At 45.9% G+C, this 20,501-nt stretch carries 17 protein-coding genes; all 17 read right to left on the bottom strand.

The genetic code is table 11. The annotated features are described in order from the left end of the window. Positions 1–14: 14 nt before the first annotated feature. The 17 genes from rplB to rplL all read right to left on the bottom strand — a co-directional run bounded on the left by rplB (position 15) and on the right by rplL (position 20,473). The gene (gene rplB / locus FHS16_RS30625) at positions 15–845 is read right to left on the bottom strand and encodes a 50S ribosomal protein L2 (RefSeq protein ID WP_183571398.1); all 831 of its coding nucleotides are present in this window, start codon (positions 843–845) and stop codon (positions 15–17) included. A gap of 17 nt (positions 846–862) precedes the next feature. Further along, the gene (rplW, locus tag FHS16_RS30620) at positions 863–1,156 is read right to left on the bottom strand and encodes a 50S ribosomal protein L23 (RefSeq protein ID WP_053373900.1); all 294 of its coding nucleotides are present in this window, start codon (positions 1,154–1,156) and stop codon (positions 863–865) included. Next, positions 1,156–1,779, bottom strand: coding sequence for a 50S ribosomal protein L4 (gene rplD, locus FHS16_RS30615; protein WP_183571396.1), 624 nt, complete (start codon positions 1,777–1,779; stop codon positions 1,156–1,158). Before rplD ends, rplW begins: the two co-directional genes overlap by 1 nt. A 28-nt stretch (positions 1,780–1,807) precedes the next feature. Next, positions 1,808–2,431, bottom strand: a complete 624-nt coding sequence (rplC, locus tag FHS16_RS30610) for a 50S ribosomal protein L3 (protein ID WP_138756286.1) — start codon at positions 2,429–2,431, stop codon at positions 1,808–1,810. A gap of 41 nt (positions 2,432–2,472) precedes the next feature. Beyond that, positions 2,473–2,781, bottom strand: a complete 309-nt coding sequence (rpsJ, locus tag FHS16_RS30605) for a 30S ribosomal protein S10 (protein WP_017692074.1) — start codon at positions 2,779–2,781, stop codon at positions 2,473–2,475. A 561-nt stretch (positions 2,782–3,342) separates the two neighbouring features. Then, a complete protein-coding gene (locus tag FHS16_RS30600; RefSeq protein ID WP_183571394.1) occupies positions 3,343–4,137 on the bottom strand; it encodes an ABC transporter ATP-binding protein in 795 nt (264 codons plus the stop codon). Beyond that, positions 4,137–5,051, bottom strand: a complete 915-nt coding sequence (locus FHS16_RS30595; protein ID WP_183571393.1) for an ABC transporter permease — start codon at positions 5,049–5,051, stop codon at positions 4,137–4,139. Before FHS16_RS30595 ends, FHS16_RS30600 begins: the two co-directional genes overlap by 1 nt. Before the next feature lie 96 nt (positions 5,052–5,147). Then, positions 5,148–6,191, bottom strand: a complete 1,044-nt coding sequence (locus FHS16_RS30590) for an ABC transporter substrate-binding protein (protein ID WP_183571391.1) — start codon at positions 6,189–6,191, stop codon at positions 5,148–5,150. Between the two features lie 313 nt (positions 6,192–6,504). Further along, a complete protein-coding gene (gene tuf, locus FHS16_RS30585) occupies positions 6,505–7,695 on the bottom strand; it encodes an elongation factor Tu (RefSeq protein WP_138756290.1) in 1,191 nt (396 codons plus the stop codon). A gap of 112 nt (positions 7,696–7,807) precedes the next feature. Continuing rightward, positions 7,808–9,883, bottom strand: coding sequence for an elongation factor G (gene fusA, locus FHS16_RS30580; RefSeq protein WP_183571389.1), 2,076 nt, complete (start codon positions 9,881–9,883; stop codon positions 7,808–7,810). A 29-nt stretch (positions 9,884–9,912) separates the two neighbouring features. Further along, complete coding sequence (gene rpsG, locus FHS16_RS30575; protein WP_028609662.1) at positions 9,913–10,383, bottom strand: 30S ribosomal protein S7; 471 nt, start codon at positions 10,381–10,383, stop codon at positions 9,913–9,915. Positions 10,384–10,473: 90 nt separating this feature from the next. Further along, positions 10,474–10,896: a 30S ribosomal protein S12 gene (rpsL, locus tag FHS16_RS30570; RefSeq protein ID WP_054025332.1), complete on the bottom strand. Its 423-nt coding sequence runs from the start codon at positions 10,894–10,896 to the stop codon at positions 10,474–10,476. A gap of 257 nt (positions 10,897–11,153) precedes the next feature. Then, on the bottom strand, positions 11,154–11,384 hold the full coding sequence (locus FHS16_RS30565; protein ID WP_183571387.1) for a ribosomal L7Ae/L30e/S12e/Gadd45 family protein: 231 nt from the start codon (positions 11,382–11,384) through the stop codon (positions 11,154–11,156). Between the two features lie 245 nt (positions 11,385–11,629). Then, positions 11,630–15,256, bottom strand: a complete 3,627-nt coding sequence (gene rpoC, locus FHS16_RS30560; protein ID WP_183571385.1) for a DNA-directed RNA polymerase subunit beta' — start codon at positions 15,254–15,256, stop codon at positions 11,630–11,632. A 95-nt stretch (positions 15,257–15,351) separates the two neighbouring features. Next, positions 15,352–18,903, bottom strand: a complete 3,552-nt coding sequence (gene rpoB / locus FHS16_RS30555; RefSeq protein WP_183571383.1) for a DNA-directed RNA polymerase subunit beta — start codon at positions 18,901–18,903, stop codon at positions 15,352–15,354. A gap of 384 nt (positions 18,904–19,287) precedes the next feature. After that, the gene (locus tag FHS16_RS30550; RefSeq protein ID WP_183571381.1) at positions 19,288–19,887 is read right to left on the bottom strand and encodes a class I SAM-dependent methyltransferase; all 600 of its coding nucleotides are present in this window, start codon (positions 19,885–19,887) and stop codon (positions 19,288–19,290) included. A gap of 226 nt (positions 19,888–20,113) precedes the next feature. After that, complete coding sequence (rplL, locus tag FHS16_RS30545; RefSeq protein WP_183571379.1) at positions 20,114–20,473, bottom strand: 50S ribosomal protein L7/L12; 360 nt, start codon at positions 20,471–20,473, stop codon at positions 20,114–20,116. Positions 20,474–20,501: the final 28 nt, after the last annotated feature.

The raw sequence follows: 20,501 nt of genomic DNA, 5'->3' as shown, positions 1-20,501 counted from the left end.
TTTTCAAGCTGCTATTATTTCGTGCGACGACGAATAATGTATTGGCTTGATGCTTTTTTCTTCTTGCGCGTTTTGTAACCAAGAGTAGGTTTACCCCAAGGTGACAACGGAGATTTACGTCCGATTGGAGCACGGCCTTCACCACCACCGTGTGGGTGATCGTTAGGGTTCATGACAACACCACGTACAGTAGGACGATTTCCGAGCCAACGGTTACGGCCGGCTTTACCGATTTTCACAAGTTCGTGATCTTCGTTACCAACAGAACCGATTGTTGCGCGGCAAGTGTTCAGAATGCGACGAACTTCACCCGAAGTCAAACGAATGGATACATAGTTTTCTTCTTTACCAAGAAGTTGAGCACTAGTACCAGCTGCACGAACAAGTTGTCCGCCTTTGCCCGGTTTCAATTCGATGTTGTGGATAACTGTACCGACTGGGATATTCACAAGCGGCAAAGTATTTCCTGGTTTAATGTCAGAGCCAACACCAGAAGTGATTTTGTCTCCAACTTTCAAACCTTTTGGTGCAATGATGTATGCTTTCTCACCATCAGCGTAATGGATCAAAGCGATGTTGGATGAACGGTTTGGATCGTATTCGATCGTCGCTACGTTACCAACAATACCATCTTTGGTACGTTTGAAGTCGATAATCCGGTATTTACGTTTGTGTCCGCCGCCGTGGTGACGAACCGTAATTTTACCTTGGTTGTTACGTCCAGCTTTTTTGAAAAGCGGAGCAAGTAACGATTTCTCCGGTGTACTTGTCGTGATCTCTTCGAAAGTTGAGACGGACATGTTACGACGTGCTGGAGATGTCGGTTTGTACTTTTTAATTGGCACTTCGATTCCCTCCTTTTCTAAACAGACGTTTCAAAGAATTCAAGTTCTTTGCTGTCAGCGCTCAGTTGAACGATCGCTTTTTTCCAATCCGGTCTGTATCCGCTATGTTTACCATAACGTTTTGGTTTACCCGCAACACGCATCGTGTTAACGCCGGTTACTTTTACTTTAAAGATTTGCTCGATAGCAAGTTTGATTTCAGTTTTGTTTGAACGAAGATCTACTTCAAACACATACTTTTTATCAACCATGTAATCGGACGTACGTTCCGTGATAACCGGGCGCTTGATAATATCGCGTGGATTTTTCATTACGCAAGCACCTCCTGTACTTTCTCTACTGCTTCTTTAGTGATGATTAGGTTGTCATGCACCAATACATCCAGAACATTAATGCCGTCAGCTGCAACGAATTTAACACCTGGGATATTACGAGCAGACAATGCAACGTTATCTTCATAATTAGCCGTTACTACAAGAGCTTTGCGGCCAACTTTCAGGTTGCTTAGAATTGCTGCGAATTCTTTCGTCTTAGGAGCTGCAAATGTCAGTTGATCCAAAACGATAATCTCGTTTGCAATCACTTTTGATGACAATGCCGATTTAATCGCAAGACGACGAACTTTCTTAGGAAGCTTGAATCCGTATGAGCGTGGAGTCGGTCCGAAAACCGTACCGCCGCCAACCCATTGCGGGGAGCGAATGCTACCTTGACGAGCACGGCCAGTACCTTTTTGTTTCCAAGGTTTACGACCGCCGCCGCGTACTTCGGAGCGTCCTTTAGTTTTGTGATTGCCGAAGCGTTCAGATGCTTGTTGGTTTACAACAGCACTGTGCAAAACATGAACGTTTGGTTGAATTCCGAAAACTGTTTCAGCCAGTTCAAGCTCGCCCACTTGTGCGCCACTCACGTTATATACTGTTACTTTAGGCATTTCCTGTTCCTCCTTTCTTTAAAAGCGATTAGTTCTTAACGGTTTGTTTCACTTTTACGAATCCGTTTTTCGGGCCCGGAATCGAACCTTTTATTAGAAGAACGTTACGTTCTACATCTACACGGATAACTTCAAGCTTTTGAATCGTGATTGTTTCGTGACCCATATGTCCTGGAAGGCGTTTGCCTTTCGGTACACGGTTCGCTTGGATCGAACCCATCGAACCTGGTCCACGGTGGTAACGGGAACCGTGAGACATAGGACCCGTGCTTTGTCCCCAACGTTTGATAACGCCGGCAAAGCCTTTACCTTTAGAAATACCTGTTACGTCAACGAACTCGCCCTCTGTGAAAAGGTCAGCTTTAACTTCTTGGCCAACTTCATAATCGCCCAAGTTAATGCCGCGAATTTCACGAACGTAGCGCTTAGGTGTTGCATTTGCCTTTTTGGCGTGACCAGCTTCCGGCTTGTTCGATCTGCTTTCCTTTTTATCGGAGAAACCGAATTGAACAGCTTCGTAGCCATCGTTTTCTTGGTCTTTCTTCTGTAGTACTACGCAAGGTCCAGCTTCGATAACCGTTACTGGAACGACGTTACCTTCAGCAGTGAACACTTGAGTCATACCAAGTTTTTTTCCTAAGATACCTTTCATGTTGACACCTCATTTCCTTCCTATAATCGCATATGCTGATATTACAGTTTGATTTCGATATCTACACCGGATGGTAAATCCAGGCGCATCAACGCATCAACCGTTTGCGGCGTTGGGTTCACAATGTCGATCAAACGCTTATGAGTGCGTTGTTCGAATTGCTCCCTCGAATCCTTGTACTTGTGTACCGCACGGAGAATGGTGATGATTTGCTTTTCCGTTGGCAACGGAATCGGCCCGGATACGCCTGCACCGGAACGTTTTGCAGTTTCAACGATTTTCTCTGCGGATTGATCAAGAATCCTGTGATCGTATGCTTTCAAGCGAATACGAATCTTTTGCTTTGCCATATAAGTCCCTCCTTCTATCGCCCAATTTATTATCGGACATACTCCGTAAGAAAACCCTGCACATGCCCCATGGCAAAGGGGCCGGGTGTGTCGGCAACCTCTCACATCATCGCAACGTCAGACCAACAGACACTATTATACCGAATTGATTGGGCAATTGCAACATAAAGTTTAAGTTCTTTTAAAGCACTACTCTACTTGTCAAATGGCTCAGTAGTGCGGTCTGTCAGTTCCGACTCAATCTAGCTGTAAAAGACTTCAAAAGGGATGTCTGGAACCTGAAAATTAGGCAAACGCCCATACATCACCCATTATGTCCCTTATTACAAGCGCTCAATACTTATCTGGTTATAATAACGGACAAGATGGGTGCTTTCTGATTATAAACACATCCGATATGAAAAGACACCGCCAAATAACGCCAGAAGCGAGGATCATTTCAAATTAATTGATATGTATATCATTATCTGCCACTAGAAGCCACTGTTACTATTTCTCTTGTCTTCTGAATACAAAAAGAACCACACGCTCGCATAAAGCGAATCGAATGGTTCTTTCAAATTAGCCCAGTACAATTCGATCATCAGCCAGCTTCTTCCCGCTAATGATCTCAAATTCCCCCAGCAGCTCCGCAACAGTCAGGTCTTTCTTCCTGTCTTCTGGTACATCGAGAATAATTCGACCCTTGTCCATCATAATTAACCGGTTGCCTAGCCTGATGGCTTGTTCCATGTTGTGGGTAACCATCAACGTCGTTAGGTTCATTTCCCTCACTAGCGTTTCTGTTAACGTTGTAATAAGCTCCGCTCTCGCTGGGTCAAGCGCAGCGGTATGCTCATCTAATAGCAGAATCTGCGGCCTTGTAAAGGTAGCCATTAGCAAACTTAGTGCTTGTCTCTCTCCACCGGACAATAAACCAACCTTTGCGCCCAAACGGTTCTCAAGCCCAATTCCCAGCCGCTGAAGCTCTTGTTTGAATATGGCACGTTTTGCACGCGTCACACCGAAAGAGAATCCACGAGTTTTGCCACGCGCGTATGCAATTGCCAAGTTTTCTTCTATAGACATGCGAGGCGCTGTTCCTGCCATTGGATCCTGAAATACGCGGCCAATCCATTTGCTCCGCTGATACTCTGTTAGATTGCTTATATTTTGCCCATCAATCCTAACTTCACCCGCATCTGGCTTCATGACACCAGATATGATATTCATGAGCGTCGATTTGCCAGCGCCATTACTTCCAATTACCGTAATAAAATCGCCCGGCTTCATTATAAGGTTAGCACCAACAAGTGCGGTCTTCTCGTCTACCGTTCCCGGATTAAACAGCTTAGACACCTTTGCAATTTCCAACATCAGCGTCCACCCCCCGGTTGTGCTTTATCTAAAGCTGTCAGCATTTCAGCCGTGCGTCTGCGAGCCGTGTTCTTTTGCTTCCATACTCTTCTCGCTGAAGGAACAATCAGAGCAAATATAATGATCACAGCCGTTATAAGCTTCATATCAGATGCATCCAACCACTCCACACGAATTGCTAATGCATAAATGATCCGATAAATGATAGAACCAAGAATAACGGCCAATGTTGCTCTAAATATCGTACGTGAACCGAAAATGGCCTCACCGATAATAACAGAAGCAAGTCCGATAACAATCATCCCGATACCCATGCTGTTATCTGCATATTTTTGATAATGAGCAATCAATGCGCCAGAAGTGGCGACAAGAGCATTCGACAATGCGATGCCGAAAATAGTTGTAATATCCGTGTTCGCACCAAAGCTGCGAATCATTCTTGAGTTATCCCCAGTCGCGCGCAAGCTCAAGCCAATATCTGTTCGGAAAAATAAATCGAGAATGACCTTCACTACAATAACAAAAATGATCATCATACCTAGCGTAGATACATGATCGAACAAGTTTTCCTGACCCCGCAACGAGACATTTGGTTTGCCCATAATCCTTAAGTTAATGGAGTACAAGGCAATCATCATAATAATGCCCGAAAGCAGGCCGTTGATTTTACCCTTCGTGTGCAGAAGTCCAGTACATGTACCTGCTAATGCGCCTCCAATAAATGCGCACAACACTGCAAGCCAAGGCGGGGTACCGCTGACGGTCATTACCGATCCGATTGCAGCGCCTGTTGTAAAGCTTCCGTCTACCGTCAAATCCGGAAAGTCGAGTATGCGGAACGTGATATAAACGCCAAGTGCCATAAGCGCATACAATAATCCGCTTTCTACAGCTCCTTGCATCGATGCGAGCATATGACATACCTCCTCTTCAAAACAAGAGGGTGAACCAGTTGCCTGATCCCCCCCGTATCGTTTTGTTCGTATTATTTTAAACGCTTAATGCTATTGCTACTCAATGATGTTGTTTGCGGGATCTTTGACAAAAGCTTTCATTTCGTCCGTAACGGTAATGCCCTGATCAGCTGCTGCTTTCATGTTGAAGATGAAATCAAGCTTTTGAGGGACAGTCACATTCATATCACCAGGATATTTGCCATTTTTCAAAATTTCAACAGCCATTTGTCCTACTTCATAACCGTGGTCATAATACTTGAAGCCGACTGCCGCAAACGCGCCTTTTTCTACGGTATCACGGTCAGCTGAAAAGAAAGGAATTTTGTTAGCGTTAGCTACTTCAATAATGGCATCCGCACCTGTAACAACCATATTGTCCAATGTGATGTAGATTGCATCAACACGGCCAACCAATGAGTCTGCAGCCTGCTTAACATCAGATGAGTTAGCGACAGAAGCTTTAATCAATTTAATATTATGCTTCGCCAAAGCTTCTTCCGCAATCTTGCCCATAACTACTGCGTTTTGTTCGCCTTCATTTATGATAAGTCCGACATTTTTTGTATTAGGGAATTGCGATGCAATGAAATCCATTGTTTGTGTGATCGCAGCAGGGTTCGTATCAGATGCACCTGTAATATTGCCGCCTGGCGCTTCCAATTGCGTCACGATGCCTGCATCGATCGGATCTGTTACAGCAGCGAACAAAACTGGGATGTCCTTAACGTCATCAGCAAGCGCTTGTGCTGTTGGCGTTGCGATTCCTAGTGCTAGGTCACTTTTACCGCTCGCGATTTTTTGAGAAATCGTTTTAATATTCGTTGGATCGCCTTGCGCGTTATTAAAGTCGATGGTTAGATTTTTGCCTTCTTCTAGTCCTGCATCTTTAAGTGCAGCAATAAAGCCCTCACGCGTAGCATCCAATGATGGATGTTCTACAATTTGAGAAATCGCAACCGTATATGACTTTTCAGCCTCGCCGCCTGTGTTAGGCGCATTTGTGCCTGCATTTGTTTCTGATTCCGTTTTAGCCCCACAAGCTGCTGTCACGATCATTACAGAAGCCAAAGCAATGCTGATCCAAAATTTTTTACTCATTCGTCTAAACCCCTCTCATCATATAAATCCCTTGGTCATATAGCCCATTCAAATTCGTGCATACGCATCAAAGCAGCACTGCTTTCTCTTAGTAAAGTCAGCAGCTGCAATTGTATAACGATTATTATGGGACATGGACAACCTCTTTTACTATTCCCTAATATTAAATGGCTGTAAGGTCTACCGTCAATCATTAGTTGATTGTAAAGATTAAGTAAATTATTTCTGCTGTTTATTTGTGAATGTCCTAAAAATCAAAAGCCCTCACCGAAGTGAGGGCTTTTTCTATTCATAGCGGCTTAGCCGCCATCAATTATTTTTGGATAGAAGCTACAGCGCCAGCGCCTACAGTACGGCCGCCTTCACGAATAGAGAAACGAGTTCCATCTTCTACAGCGATTGGAGCGATAAGCTCAACCGTTACAGTGATGTTGTCGCCAGGCATAACCATTTCAGTACCTTCTGGCAGGCTGATGATACCCGTTACGTCAGTTGTACGGAAGTAGAACTGTGGACGGTAGCCAGTGAAGAAAGGCTTGTGACGGCCACCCTCTTCTTTAGTAAGAACGTAGATTTGAGCTGTAAAGTTAGTGTGTGGTTTAACCGAACCCGGTTTAGCCAAAACTTGTCCACGCTCGATGTTGCTGCGGTCTACACCACGAAGCAATGCACCTACGTTGTCCCCTGCTTGAGCGGAGTCAAGCAATTTACGGAACATTTCAACGCCTGTTACTACGGATTTGCGGGACTCTTCAGCAAGACCGATAATTTCTACCTCGTCGCCGACTTTGATAACGCCACGCTCTACGCGACCTGTAGCAACTGTACCACGGCCAGTGATTGTGAATACGTCCTCGACAGGCATAAGGAAAGGCTTAGCTGTGTCGCGCTCAGGAGTTGGGATGTAAGTATCAACTTGCTCGAAAAGCTCGATGATTTTTTCAGCCCAAGGACCTTCTGGGTTAGCAAGAGCTTCACGAGCAGCTCCGCGGATGATTGGAGTGTCGTCGCCTGGGAACTCATACTCGGAAAGAAGGTCACGAACTTCCATTTCAACTAGCTCAAGAAGCTCTTCGTCTTCAACCATGTCGCATTTGTTCAAGAAAACAACGATGTAAGGTACGCCTACTTGTTTCGAAAGCAAGATGTGCTCACGAGTTTGTGGCATAGGACCGTCAGTAGCGGAAACTACAAGAATAGCTCCGTCCATTTGAGCAGCACCAGTGATCATGTTTTTTACATAGTCGGCGTGACCTGGGCAGTCAACGTGTGCGTAGTGACGAGCTGGCGTCTCATACTCAACGTGAGCTGTCGAGATCGTGATACCGCGCTCGCGCTCTTCTGGAGCTTTATCGATTTGGTCGAATGCGATTGCTGCACCGCCGTATTTTTTGGAAAGTACAGTTGTGATAGCTGCAGTCAAAGTCGTTTTACCGTGATCGACGTGACCGATAGTACCGATATTAACGTGCGGTTTGTTACGTTCAAATTTAGCCTTAGCCATTGAACTTGAGCCTCCTCAATATATCATGAATTTTTTATGTGTGGGCCGGCATCAGGTTTGCAAGCAAACAAGCTGACGGCCAAAAGCAAATGGTTTGGTTGGACAAAAACGATTACTCGCCTTTGTTCTTAGCAATGATCTCTTCAGAGATCGATTTAGGAACTTCTTCATAATGAGAAAGCTCCATGGAGAATACGCCGCGTCCTTGTGTACCGGAACGTAGTGTAGTGGAATAACCAAACATCTCGGAGAGAGGCACCTTGGAGCGGATAATTTGCGCACCTGCACGAGTATCCATACCTTCGATACGACCACGACGGGAGTTAAGCATACCCATAACATCGCCCATGTACTCTTCAGGAACAGTAACTTCTACTTTCATGATTGGCTCAAGAAGAACTGGCTTACATTTATCTTTGGCAGCTTTAAGCGCCATCGAACCTGCAATTTTAAACGCCATCTCCGAGGAGTCAACATCATGGTAAGATCCGTCTACTACAACAGCCTTGACATCAACGAGCGGGAAGCCGGCTACTACACCGTTCTTCATTGACTCTTCGATACCAGCCTGGATTGGAGCGATAAATTCACGAGGAATCGAACCGCCGACTGTTTTGTTTTCGAATATGAAGCCTGAACCTGGCTCAAGTGGTGAGAATTCAACCCAACAATGACCGAATTGACCTTTACCACCGGACTGACGAACGAACTTACCTTCAACCTTCGCAGCTTCACGGAACGTTTCACGGTAAGCAACTTGCGGTTTACCAACGTTAGTTTCAACTTTGAATTCGCGGAACATACGGTCAACGAGGATCTCAAGGTGAAGCTCACCCATACCAGAAATAATTGTCTGGTTTGTCTCTTCGTCCGTATGTGCACGGAAGGTAGGATCTTCTTCTGCCAGCTTGGAAATAGCGATACCTAGTTTGTCTTGGTCAGCTTTCGTTTTTGGTTCGATAGCAACCGAGATAACCGGCTCAGGGAAGTTCATTGACTCAAGAATGATAATATTCTTTTCGTCACAAAGAGTGTCCCCAGTCGTCGTATCTTTAAGTCCAACTGCTGCAGCGATATCGCCTGCATACACTTCTGAAATCTCTTGACGAGCGTTCGCGTGCATTTGAAGAATACGTCCAATCCGCTCGCGTTTGCCCTTAGTTGAGTTAAGAACATAAGAACCGGATTTCAGAATTCCTGAGTACACACGGAAGAACGTCAATCTACCAACATAAGGATCCGTCATGATTTTGAATGCCAAAGCCGAGAACGGCTCTGAATCGGATGATGGACGTTCGCCTTCTTCGCCTTCTTCAGTTGTACCTTTAATTGCCGGTACATCAAGTGGAGATGGAAGGTAGTCTACAACCGCATCCAACATCAGTTGAACACCTTTGTTACGGTAGGAAGATCCAACGATTACTGGGAAGATTTTAACTTCGCAAACACCTTTACGTAGCGCTGCTTTGATTTCTGGAATTGTAATTTCTTCGCCTTCCAGATATTTCATAGTCAACTCTTCGTCAAGCTCTGCTACCTTTTCAATCAATTCCGTACGAAGCTCTTCCACTTGGTCAGCATACTCCGAAGGAATTTCAACTTGAATCGGATCTTTACCTGTATCGTCTTTGTACTTGTATGCTACGCGTTCAACGATATCGATAACGCCGACAAAATCAGACTCAGCACCAATCGGAATTTGAATGGCAACTGCGTTTGCTTGAAGACGCTCGCGCATATCCTTGATAACGTTTAGGAAGTCAGCACCAATGATGTCCATTTTGTTGACGTATGCGATCCGCGGAACGTTGTAACGGTCTGCTTGACGCCATACAGTCTCGGACTGTGGCTCGACTCCTTCTTTCGCACTGAAAACTCCAACGGCCCCGTCCAGTACGCGCAGGGAACGTTCAACTTCTACTGTGAAGTCAACGTGTCCCGGGGTATCGATAATATTGATACGGTGTCCATCCCATTGAGCGGTTGTCGCGGCAGACGTAATCGTAATACCGCGCTCTTGTTCTTGCTCCATCCAGTCCATCGTAGCTGCACCTTCGTGCACTTCTCCGATTTTGTGAGTACGGCCTGTGAAGAACAAGATCCGTTCAGTTGTCGTGGTTTTACCAGCATCAATATGCGCCATAATCCCGATATTACGCGTATTGTTCAAGGAGAACTCTCTTGACATAAAATGGTCTCCTCTCGAATGTTAGAATTCTACCAGCGGTAGTGAGCAAATGCTTTATTTGCTTCAGCCATTTTGTGAGTGTCTTCGCGCTTTTTAACAGCTGCGCCAGTGTTATTGGAAGCATCTGTGATTTCAGCAGCTAAACGCTCTTCCATCGTTTTCTCACCGCGGTTACGTGAGTAGTTCACGAGCCAACGGAGACCAAGTGCCGTACGGCGCTCTGGTTTAACTTCGATAGGCACTTGATAGTTCGCACCGCCGACACGGCGTGCTTTAACCTCAAGTACTGGCATAATATTTTTCAAAGCTGCTTCGAACACTTCCATCGGATCTTTACCCGTGCGTTCTTGAATCAGTTTGAATGCATCATACAATAGCGTTTGTGCAACGCCTCTTTTACCGTCTAGCATAATGCGGTTGATTAGGCGCGTTACCAGCTTGCTGTTATACAGCGGATCTGGAAGCACATCGCGTTTCGTTACAGGACCTTTGCGTGGCATGAGAAAGTCCCCCTTTCTTCTAATAGTCGCTATTTCTAGCATTTCAATGACCCATTAGGAATATGTTCTATATCCCTATAAGGATTTTACTTATGATTTTTTAACTTTCGGACGTTTAGTACCGTATTTCGAACGAGCTTGCATACGGTTGTTAACACCTGCAGTATCAAGCGCGCCGCGAACGATATGGTAGCGTACTCCTGCTAAGTCTTTTACTTTACCGCCACGGATCAAAACAACGCTATGCTCTTGCAAGTTGTGTCCGATACCAGGAATGTAAGCCGTAACCTCTAAACGGTTCGTTAAACGAACACGAGCATATTTACGAAGTGCGGAGTTCGGTTTCCTTGGAGTCATTGTACCTACACGAGTGCACACACCGCGTTTTTGAGGAGCGCTGATGTTAGTAGCTTCACGTTTCAATGCATTGAAACCTTTTTGCAATGCCGGCGATTTCGATTTAACGACTTTCGCTTGGCGTCCTTTACGGACTAGCTGGTTAATAGTTGGCATGTTGCCACCCCCTTCCTTATATTCATGTCTTTTGAGAATATAAGCATTTATAAATACATTTGTTTATAAATCAACTTATATTTCTTTTGCGCAACGAGCTCTTTCCACCAAAAGACAGCAACAGCCGTATACGCTTGTATGGTAGACATTTTACCTAAAATTAAGCCCACAGATCCAGGCGGTTCATAAAAGAACAAACAAAAGTTCTCGCCAGTCAATCATCGTTAAATAATCAACTAACAAAAACGGATATTGCATTATTCTTCTTCGGTTACGAGCGCTGCCATCGCGGCCCCGATATCAATGCCGCAGGTTTCCCCAAGCTCATTCATTGAATCGATCCATTTCACCGGAACTCCCGTCCGCTCACATAGATGAACAATCTTCTCTTTCATCTGCGGATCTGCATCTCGTGCAACATAGACTTCAATCGCTCTATCTTGCTCGAGCATCTTGGCAGTCTGCTTTGCGCCGACTTTGAATTGCATGAAAATCACCTTCAATTCTTCCATTCAGCGATCACACAATTAGGCACACTTCGATATAATAGCACCTATACCGTGATTGTGTCAAGAAACTTCAAGATAATCATTTGCAAACCAATTAGCAATGAGATTTACACTGTAAACATGCAAAAGAGCGGCCATCTTCCGCTTCCAAATAAAGCGGAAGATGTTACGCTCTTTCTGTATGGTTTAGTATCCGGTCATAGAACGCAATCGGCAACCGTCAATTAATCGACAGTTACAGCTTCCGTTTCCAATTCCCCTTCAACTGCAGTAGTAGCTTCATCTTCTAGGCCAGCAAAGCGAATGTTACGGTATCGAGCCATTCCCGTACCTGCAGGAATCAACTTACCGATAATAACATTTTCCTTGAGTCCAAGCAACTGGTCAACTTTGCCTTTAATAGCCGCATCAGTCAATACACGAGTTGTTTCTTGGAAGGATGCCGCCGACAAGAATGAATCTGTCTCAAGCGATGCTTTCGTAATACCGAGCAAAACTGGTTTTGCAACAGCAGGTTCCAAATCTGCAAAGATCGCAGTGCGGTTCTGAGACTCATATTCATGAATGTCAACAAACGCTCCTGGAAGCAGAGTTGTGCCGCCTGCGTCTACGATACGGATTTTCCGGAGCATTTGCTTAATCATGACCTCAACGTGCTTGTCATTGATTTCTACCCCTTGGTTCCGGTAAACGCGCTGTACTTCTTGCAAAATGTAGTTTTGAACGCCACGGATACCTTTGATGCGCAGCATATCTTTAGGGTCAATCGAACCATCCGTCAGCTCATCGCCGGCTTCGATTTGTTGACCTTGCGTTACGCGAATACGCGATCCATAGGTAACTGCATACACTTTCGATTCCGCTTCGCCTTGAACCTCGATTTCGCGACGGTCCTTCGCTTCGCGAATTTCTTTAATTACACCGTCAAGCTCAGAGATAATCGCTTGACCTTTCGGATTACGCGCCTCAAACAACTCTTGAATACGCGGCAAACCTTGTGTAATATCATCGCCGGCAACGCCGCCCGTATGGAACGTACGCATCGTCAGCTGTGTTCCTGGCTCTCCGATGGATTGTGCGGCGATAATACCAACCGCTTCCCCAATCTCAACGTGCTTGCCAGTTGCAAGGTTACGGCCGTAACAGATCTTACATACGCCATGACGCGCACGGCAGCTCAGTACGGAACGAATTTGCAGTTTTTCTACGCCGGCATCGATAATCGCATCTGCTTTATTGGAATCAATCAGCTCGCTGCGGTTAACAATGATTTCGCCAGTTTTTGGGTTACGAACGGTTTCGAACGCATAGCGGCCTTCAATACGGTCATAAAGATCTTCGATAACCTCTTTACCGTCTTGAATTTTGCTTACGGAGAAGCCTTTATCCGTACCACAATCTTCTTCCCGCACGATTACGTCTTGAGCAACGTCAACAAGTCGACGAGTCAGGTAACCGGAATCGGCAGTCCGAAGTGCTGTATCCGCCAAACCTTTACGCGCTCCGTGAGTCGAGATAAAGTACTCGAGTACCGTTAGGCCTTCACGGAAGTTCGATTTAATTGGCAACTCGATGATACGACCGGATGGATTGGCCATCAGACCACGCATACCACCAAGCTGTGTAATTTGTGATTTGTTACCCCGTGCTTTGGAGTCTACCATGAGCATAATGTTATTGTAACGATCCATCGACTTCATAAGAACTTCGGTGATTTCGTCCTTACATTTGCTCCAAATGCTGATGATACGGTCATAACGCTCTTCGTTCGTAATCAAACCACGACGGTATTGATTCATAACGGTAGATACCTTCTCATCGGAGCGCTTCATGATCTCGTCTTTCTCAACCGGAATGATTACGTCGGAAACGCCGATCGTAATACCAGCCTTAGTCGAGTACGTAAAGCCCAGCTGCTTAATGCGGTCAAGAAGCATCGCTGTTAGCGTTGTGTGGTATTGGCGGAAGCATTCTGCAATGACTAATGCAAGATAGTCCTTACCTACCGCACCTGGCGTTTCGATAGCATCCAAGAACTTTGGAAGATCGGCACCTTTTTCGTAGACGAAATATTTGTCAGGTGTACCGTGCAGCAAATTCGTTTTCGTAGCTTCGTTGATGTAAGGGAAATCTTCCGGGAAAATTTCATTGAAGATTACTTTACCAACCGTTGTTACGAGTAGCGAGTTTTGTTGTTGCTCGGTGAAATTAACTTTTTTGAGCACGCGAACTGGAATGAAAATTCTAGCGTGCAAGGAAACGATACCACGTTGGTAAGCAGAGATGGCCTCGTTAATGGTACCGAATACGGAACCACTGCCTTTGGCTTCTTTGTTATCCATCGTTAAGTAGAAGCTTCCTAGAACCATATCCTGTGAAGGAGTAACGACCGGTTTGCCGTCTTTCGGGTTAAGAATATTGCCTGATGCAAGCATCAGCAAGCGAGCTTCCGCTTGTGCTTCAGCAGACAACGGAACGTGAACGGCCATTTGGTCACCGTCGAAGTCAGCGTTGTACGCTGTACATACGAGCGGATGAAGCTTAATTGCGCGACCTTCTACCAGAATAGGTTCAAATGCTTGAATACCTAGTCTATGAAGCGTCGGGGCACGGTTAAGCAGTACCGGGTGTTCTTTAATAACTTCCTCAAGAACGTCCCACACCTCAGGGCTTACGCGTTCAACTTTGCGCTTCGCGCTCTTGATGTTATGCGCCAAGCCTTTATTAACAAGCTCTTTCATAACGAAAGGCTTGAACAATTCTAGTGCCATTTCCTTCGGAAGGCCGCACTGGAACATTTTCAAGTTTGGACCTACTACGATAACCGAACGACCAGAGTAGTCAACCCGTTTACCGAGCAAGTTCTGACGGAAACGTCCTTGCTTACCTTTCAGCATATGGCTGAGGGATTTAAGCGGACGGTTACCAGGACCAGTTACGGGACGACCGCGACGACCATTATCGATCAACGCGTCAACCGCTTCCTGCAGCATCCGTTTTTCATTCTGAACGATGATGTCAGGAGCGCCTAGGTCTAGCAGTCTCTTCAGACGGTTGTTACGGTTAATAACACGGCGATACAGATCATTAAGATCGGATGTCGCGAATCGTCCGCCATCAAGCTGAACCATAGGACGAAGCTCAGGAGGAATGACAGGAAGCACGTCAAGAATCATCCATTCCGGCTCGTTGCCGGAGTTGCGGAATGCTTCTACGACTTCCAGACGCTTAATCGCACGGTTGCGGCGTTGGCCTTGAGCCGTACGCAGCTCTTCCTTCAGTTGCTCTAGCTCTTTATCAACGTCGATGTCCTGCAAAAGCTTTTTGACAGCTTCGGCGCCCATACCAGCATGAAAACCATACCCGTATTTCTCCCGGTAGCTGCGGTATTCTTTCTCCGAAAGGAGTTGTTTTTTCTCAAGCGGCGTATCACCTGGATCAGTAACCACATAGGATGCAAAGTAAATGATCTCCTCGAGCGAACGAGGGGACATATCCAGCGCAAGACCCATGCGGCTTGGAATCCCTTTGAAATACCAAATGTGGGAAACTGGTGCAGCCAATTCAATGTGACCCATGCGCTCGCGACGTACTTTAGCGCGTGTTACTTCTACGCCACAGCGATCACAAACGACACCTTTATAGCGTACACGTTTGTATTTGCCGCAATGACATTCCCAGTCTTTTGTAGGTCCGAAAATTTTCTCGCAGAAGAGACCTTCCTTCTCCGGCTTTAAGGTCCTATAGTTGATCGTCTCCGGTTTCTTAACTTCTCCGCGGGACCACGAGCGAATTTTATCCGGCGATGCCAGACCGATTTTCATATACTCGAAGTTGTTCACGTCCAACAAGGAGCAACCCTCCTCCGTCATGTATGACAATGTCTATCTAATCAGCTAGATTCCGTCATAGGCGCGTGACCATGCGACGGAATCCAGCAACTAGTTTATTCAGTAGCAGCGCCGACCTCGGCACCTTCTATATTGAGGTTGAGCTTATCACCTGTAGCTTCGTCTTCATCGTCCATTTCTTTCATCTCGATCTCTTCTTCGTTCTCGGATAGAATTTTAACATCCATACCCAAGCTTTGAAGCTCTTTGATCAAAACTTTGAACGATTCAGGAACGCCTGGTTCTGGAACATTCTCGCCTTTGACGATTGACTCGTACGTTTTGACACGACCAACCACGTCATCGGATTTCACCGTCAAGATTTCTTGAAGCGTGTATGCAGCGCCATATGCCTCAAGCGCCCATACCTCCATCTCCCCGAAACGTTGTCCGCCGAATTGGGCTTTACCACCGAGTGGTTGTTGCGTAACGAGCGAGTAAGGTCCAGTTGAACGGGCATGAATTTTATCATCGACCATGTGCGCCAGTTTGATCATATACATGACCCCAACTGTAACTTCACGTTCGAAGTTTTCTCCTGTCCGTCCATCATACAGTACGGTTTTACCGTTACGCTGCATGCCTGCTTCTTCCATCGTATCGAAAACGTCATTCTCGCGCGCACCATCGAATACTGGTGTTGCAGCATGAATGCCAAGATGCTTACAAGCCATACCTAAGTGAACTTCAAGTGCCTGACCGATATTCATCCGTGACGGAACGCCGAGCGGGTTAAGAACAACCTCGACTGGTGTACCATCTGGAAGGAAAGGCATATCTTCTTCAGGCATAATACGGGCGATAACCCCTTTGTTACCATGTCGGCCGGCCATTTTGTCGCCTTCGGAAATTTTCCGTTTTTGAGCAATGTAAGCACGTACCAATTGGTTAACGCCTGGTGGAAGCTCATCGCCGTTCTCCCGAGTAAAGACTTTCACGTCAACAACGATACCGTCTGTACCATGCGGTACGCGGAGCGAAGTATCACGAACCTCACGAGCCTTCTCACCGAAGATCGCATGAAGCAAACGTTCTTCCGCAGTCAGCTCCGTTACACCCTTCGGCGTTACTTTACCAACCAGGATATCGCCAGCACCGATTTCAGCACCGACACGAATGATTCCGCGCTCATCTAGGTTGCGAAGAGCTTCTTCGCCAACGTTCGGGATGTCGCGTGTGATTTCTTCCGGTCCAAGCTTCGTGTCACGAGCCTCGGACTCATATTCCTCGATGTGAATCGATGTATAAACATCTTCTTTCACAAGTTTCTCGCTAAGCAGGATCGCATCCTCATAGTTGTACCCTTCCCACGTCATGAATGCAACGACTACGTTGCGTCCAAGAGCCAATTCGCCCTTTTCAGTGGAAGGTCCATCCGCAAGGATATCACCTTTCTTGATTACATCGCCTTTGCGTACAAGCGGGCGCTGATTGATGCACGTTCCTTGGTTTGATCGCATAAACTTGTGCAGCTTATGTTTCACAAGGTCGCCAGTAACCGGCTTGCCGTCGATTTGTTCAACGCGGCGCAGCCAGATCTCATTCGCGGACGAACGCTCAATGACGCCGTCATGCTTGGCAACGATACAAACGCCTGAATCCTTCGCAGCCTTATGCTCCATACCCGTACCAACAAGCGGAGATCTAGGAATAAGTAGTGGAACCGCTTGACGTTGCATGTTCGATCCCATGAGGGCACGGTTGGAGTCATCGTTTTCCAGGAACGGAATTAACGCTGTCGCAACAGATACTACCTGCTTAGGAGATACGTCCATGTAGTCAACGCGATCGCTAGGCATAGTCAGGATGTTATCAGCTTGCTTGTTGTAACGAACAATCGTGTTTTCTTCGGCAAACTTGTCTTCCGGAGTAAGCTTCGCATTCGCTTGCGCGATTACGTAGTTGTCTTCCTCGTCGGCAGTCAAGTACGCGATTTGCTCAGTTACGATTCCTGTTTTCGGATCAACCCAACGGTATGGCGCTTCAATGAAGCCATATTCGTTAATGCGGGCGAACGATGACAAGGAGTTGATCAAACCGATATTCGGTCCCTCTGGCGTCTCGATCGGACACATCCGCCCATAGTGGGAGTGATGGACGTCACGCACTTCAAATCCCGCGCGTTCCCGAGTCAAACCACCGGGTCCGAGTGCAGATAGACGACGTTTATGTGTCAATTCAGCAAGCGGATTCGTTTGGTCCATAAATTGAGACAGCTGCGAGGAGCCGAAGAACTCTTTTATAGAAGCAATAACCGGACGAATGTTGATTAGCGCTTGCGGCGTAATCGCATTCGCGTCTTGAATGGACATTCTCTCGCGCACTACGCGCTCCATACGAGACAAACCGATACGGAATTGATTTTGAAGCAGCTCACCTACCGAACGCAGACGACGGTTACCAAGATGATCGATATCATCCGTGCTTCCTACGCCGTGCAGCAAATTAATAAAGTAGTTAATGGAAGAAATGATATCCGCAGGCGTAATGTGCTTAACGGATTTATCAATAATGCCATTCGCTATTACTTTAATTACTTTGCTTTCGTCATATGGCGAGAATACGCTGATCGTTTGTAGAGGAATACTATCAGCATCCAATACGCCGTTTGCAACGTGGTACGTCTTGAAGCCAACATCCTTCTCAAGCTTCTCGAGAATTTCATCAAGCAAGCGACGGTCAATCATTTGTCCCGATTCAGCGATAATCTCGCCTGTCGTAGGGTCAACTAGATTTTCCGCTAGCCGCTGATTAAACAAACGGTTCTTGATGTGGAGCTTTTTGTTTATTTTGTAACGGCCTACATTGGCCAAGTCATAACGTTTCGGGTCAAAGAAGCGAGCCACAAGCAAGCTCTTCGCATTGTCCAAAGTCGGAGGCTCGCCTGGACGAAGACGCTCATAAATTTCTATCAGCGCTTTCTCCGTGGAATCCGTATTATCTTTGTCAAGCGTGTTGCGAATGTACTCATCATGTCCTAGCAGTTCTAGAATTTCAGCGTCAGTACCGAAGCCTAACGAACGCAAAAGCACCGTTACCGGAATTTTCCGGGTCCGGTCAATACGTACGTAGATGATATCTTTCGCATCTGTTTCAAGCTCTAGCCAAGCGCCGCGGTTAGGTATAACCGTAGCCGTGTAGTTTTTCTTCCCGTTTTTATCGACCTTCGTGCTGAAGTACACACTCGGGGATCGAACCAATTGGCTAACTATGACACGCTCAGCCCCGTTAATAATAAACGTGCCAGTCTCTGTCATAAGCGGGAAATCACCCATGAAAACTTCTTGTTCCTTTACTTCGCCGGTCTCCTTATTGAAAAGTCGCACCTTAACGCGTAAAGGAGCCGCATACGTCACGTCGCGCTCTTTTGATTCATCGACCGAATATTTCGGTTCGCCTAAGCTATAGTCGATAAACTCAAGCGATAGATTGCCCGTAAAGTCCGAAATCGGAGAAATGTCTTGGAACAGTTCGATTAGATCGCTGTCCAAAAACTTCTCATACGATTTTTGTTGGATTTCAATCAGGTTCGGGACTTCCAGCACCTCGTTGATCCTGGCGTAGCTTCTGCGCGCGCGCCGACCATACTGAACAAGTTGTCCTGCCAACTTAACCTCACCCCTCATGTCTGTATCACAGCATCGATAATCACTGCGTCACTATAAACGGACCAGCCGCCTATATAGTCAAATAAAGAAAAGCCCTTATCGAATAGTTCGAAAAAAGAGCATGTTCCGGCAGTTAACCAATCACAGCGCGGCCGTGATAGTCTCATATCAAATAATTTTGCCCAAAACGTAAACATTATACGTCAAATGTGTAAAACTTATGCATTCCGCGCTTTAAATTTACACTTGACATTTTAGTTAACTAAAGAGATCGAGCCCAATTTAATGCTGACATTTTATAATTTTACCATATCTAAAATGTCAAGTCAATAATTTTTATTCCGTTTTCAAAGATATTTTCAAAACAGCATTTGTCTATTTTTCCTATCCTTTTACAGCACGGAAAATGCGGTAGCCCTTATCCTTCGTAACTTCCTCAACATCTGCGAACAGCGACTCCAGCTTTGCTTTTGCCGAAGGCGCGCCTTGTTTCTTCTGAATGACGACCCACATGCTGCCACCGGGCTCAAGCAATTCAAAACCTTCTTCAAATATGCGGTGAACAACGGTTTTACCTGCGCGGATGGGCGGATTGGTCACGATCACATCAAACGTTTTACCTTTGACTGCTACGAATAAGTCGCTCTGCAGAACCGTTACGTTCGTAAGCTGGTTAAGCTTTGCATTTTCTATCGAGAGCTGTACCGCTCTTTCATTTATATCAATCATTGTTACATGCCCAAGTTCTGCAAGCTTGGCTGAAGTCAATCCGATTGGACCGTAGCCGCAGCCGACATCGAGAACGTTAGCATTTGTACTGATCTCAATCGCATCAATCAATACCTGACTCCCATAATCGACACCCGATTTCGAGAATACGCCTGTATCTGTCATAAACCGAAAAGAAAAGCCTCGTAGTGACACTTCATGAACCTGACGATTATGTTTCACGTCCGGGCTTTGTGAGTAATAGTGATTCGACATAATTCATCACTCTCCCGTTATTCCAAAACTTCTTCAAACATTTAGCTGTCATCCTTACGCACGAAAGGCTAAACTCGCGTTGAAAGATAAGAATGTATAAGTCTTTTCATTTATACATTCTTATCCTTTAACATACAACGAACCCCTTGAAACCTGACGGATTCAAGGGGCTCGCCAGCCGATTCATCGTACAATCGCATGATCAGCTTATATGGTTTAACGAATACTACTTAACTTCTACAGAAGCGCCAGCTTCAGAAAGTTTAGCTGCAACTGCTTCAGCTTCTTCTTTAGCAACTTTTTCTTTAACAGCTTTAGGAGCGCTGTCAACCAAGTCTTTCGCTTCTTTCAGGCCAAGACCTGTAATTTCGCGAACAACTTTGATTACGTTGATTTTGGAAGCGCCAGCGCCGTTAAGGATTACGTCGAATTCTGTTTGCTCAGCTTCAACAGCCGCGCCTGCACCTGCTGCTGCTACTGGAGCTGCTGCAGTTACGCCGAATTCTTCTTCAATTGCTTTAACAAGCTCGTTCAGTTCAAGAACGTTCATAACTTTAATCGCTTCTAAGATTTGTTCTTTAGACATGATTATACCTCCGGGAATGTGGTTTATT

Source organism: Paenibacillus endophyticus, assembly GCF_014192395.1.
Taxonomy (GTDB): Bacteria; Bacillota; Bacilli; order Paenibacillales; family Paenibacillaceae; genus Pristimantibacillus; species Pristimantibacillus endophyticus.
This window is presented reverse-complemented; position numbering and strand designations above follow the sequence as displayed.

Bases quoted from the DNA above. Each gene is read 5' to 3' on its own strand.
- rplL (WP_183571379.1), bottom strand. From the start codon at position 20,473: ATGTCTAAAGAACAAATCTTAGAAGCGATTAAAGTTATGAACGTTCTT.
- rplC (WP_138756286.1), bottom strand. From the start codon at position 2,431: ATGAAAGGTATCTTAGGAAAAAAACTTGGTATGACTCAAGTGTTCACT.
- FHS16_RS30600 (WP_183571394.1), bottom strand. From the start codon at position 4,137: ATGTTGGAAATTGCAAAGGTGTCTAAGCTGTTTAATCCGGGAACGGTA.
- rpsJ (WP_017692074.1), bottom strand. From the start codon at position 2,781: ATGGCAAAGCAAAAGATTCGTATTCGCTTGAAAGCATACGATCACAGG.
- rplW (WP_053373900.1), bottom strand. From the start codon at position 1,156: ATGAAAAATCCACGCGATATTATCAAGCGCCCGGTTATCACGGAACGT.
- FHS16_RS30595 (WP_183571393.1), bottom strand. From the start codon at position 5,051: ATGCTCGCATCGATGCAAGGAGCTGTAGAAAGCGGATTATTGTATGCG.
- FHS16_RS30565 (WP_183571387.1), bottom strand. From the start codon at position 11,384: ATGCAATTCAAAGTCGGCGCAAAGCAGACTGCCAAGATGCTCGAGCAA.
- tuf (WP_138756290.1), bottom strand. From the start codon at position 7,695: ATGGCTAAGGCTAAATTTGAACGTAACAAACCGCACGTTAATATCGGT.
- FHS16_RS30590 (WP_183571391.1), bottom strand. From the start codon at position 6,191: ATGAGTAAAAAATTTTGGATCAGCATTGCTTTGGCTTCTGTAATGATC.
- FHS16_RS30550 (WP_183571381.1), bottom strand. From the start codon at position 19,887: ATGTCGAATCACTATTACTCACAAAGCCCGGACGTGAAACATAATCGT.
- rplD (WP_183571396.1), bottom strand. From the start codon at position 1,779: ATGCCTAAAGTAACAGTATATAACGTGAGTGGCGCACAAGTGGGCGAG.
- fusA (WP_183571389.1), bottom strand. From the start codon at position 9,883: ATGTCAAGAGAGTTCTCCTTGAACAATACGCGTAATATCGGGATTATG.
- rpsG (WP_028609662.1), bottom strand. From the start codon at position 10,383: ATGCCACGCAAAGGTCCTGTAACGAAACGCGATGTGCTTCCAGATCCG.
- rpsL (WP_054025332.1), bottom strand. From the start codon at position 10,896: ATGCCAACTATTAACCAGCTAGTCCGTAAAGGACGCCAAGCGAAAGTC.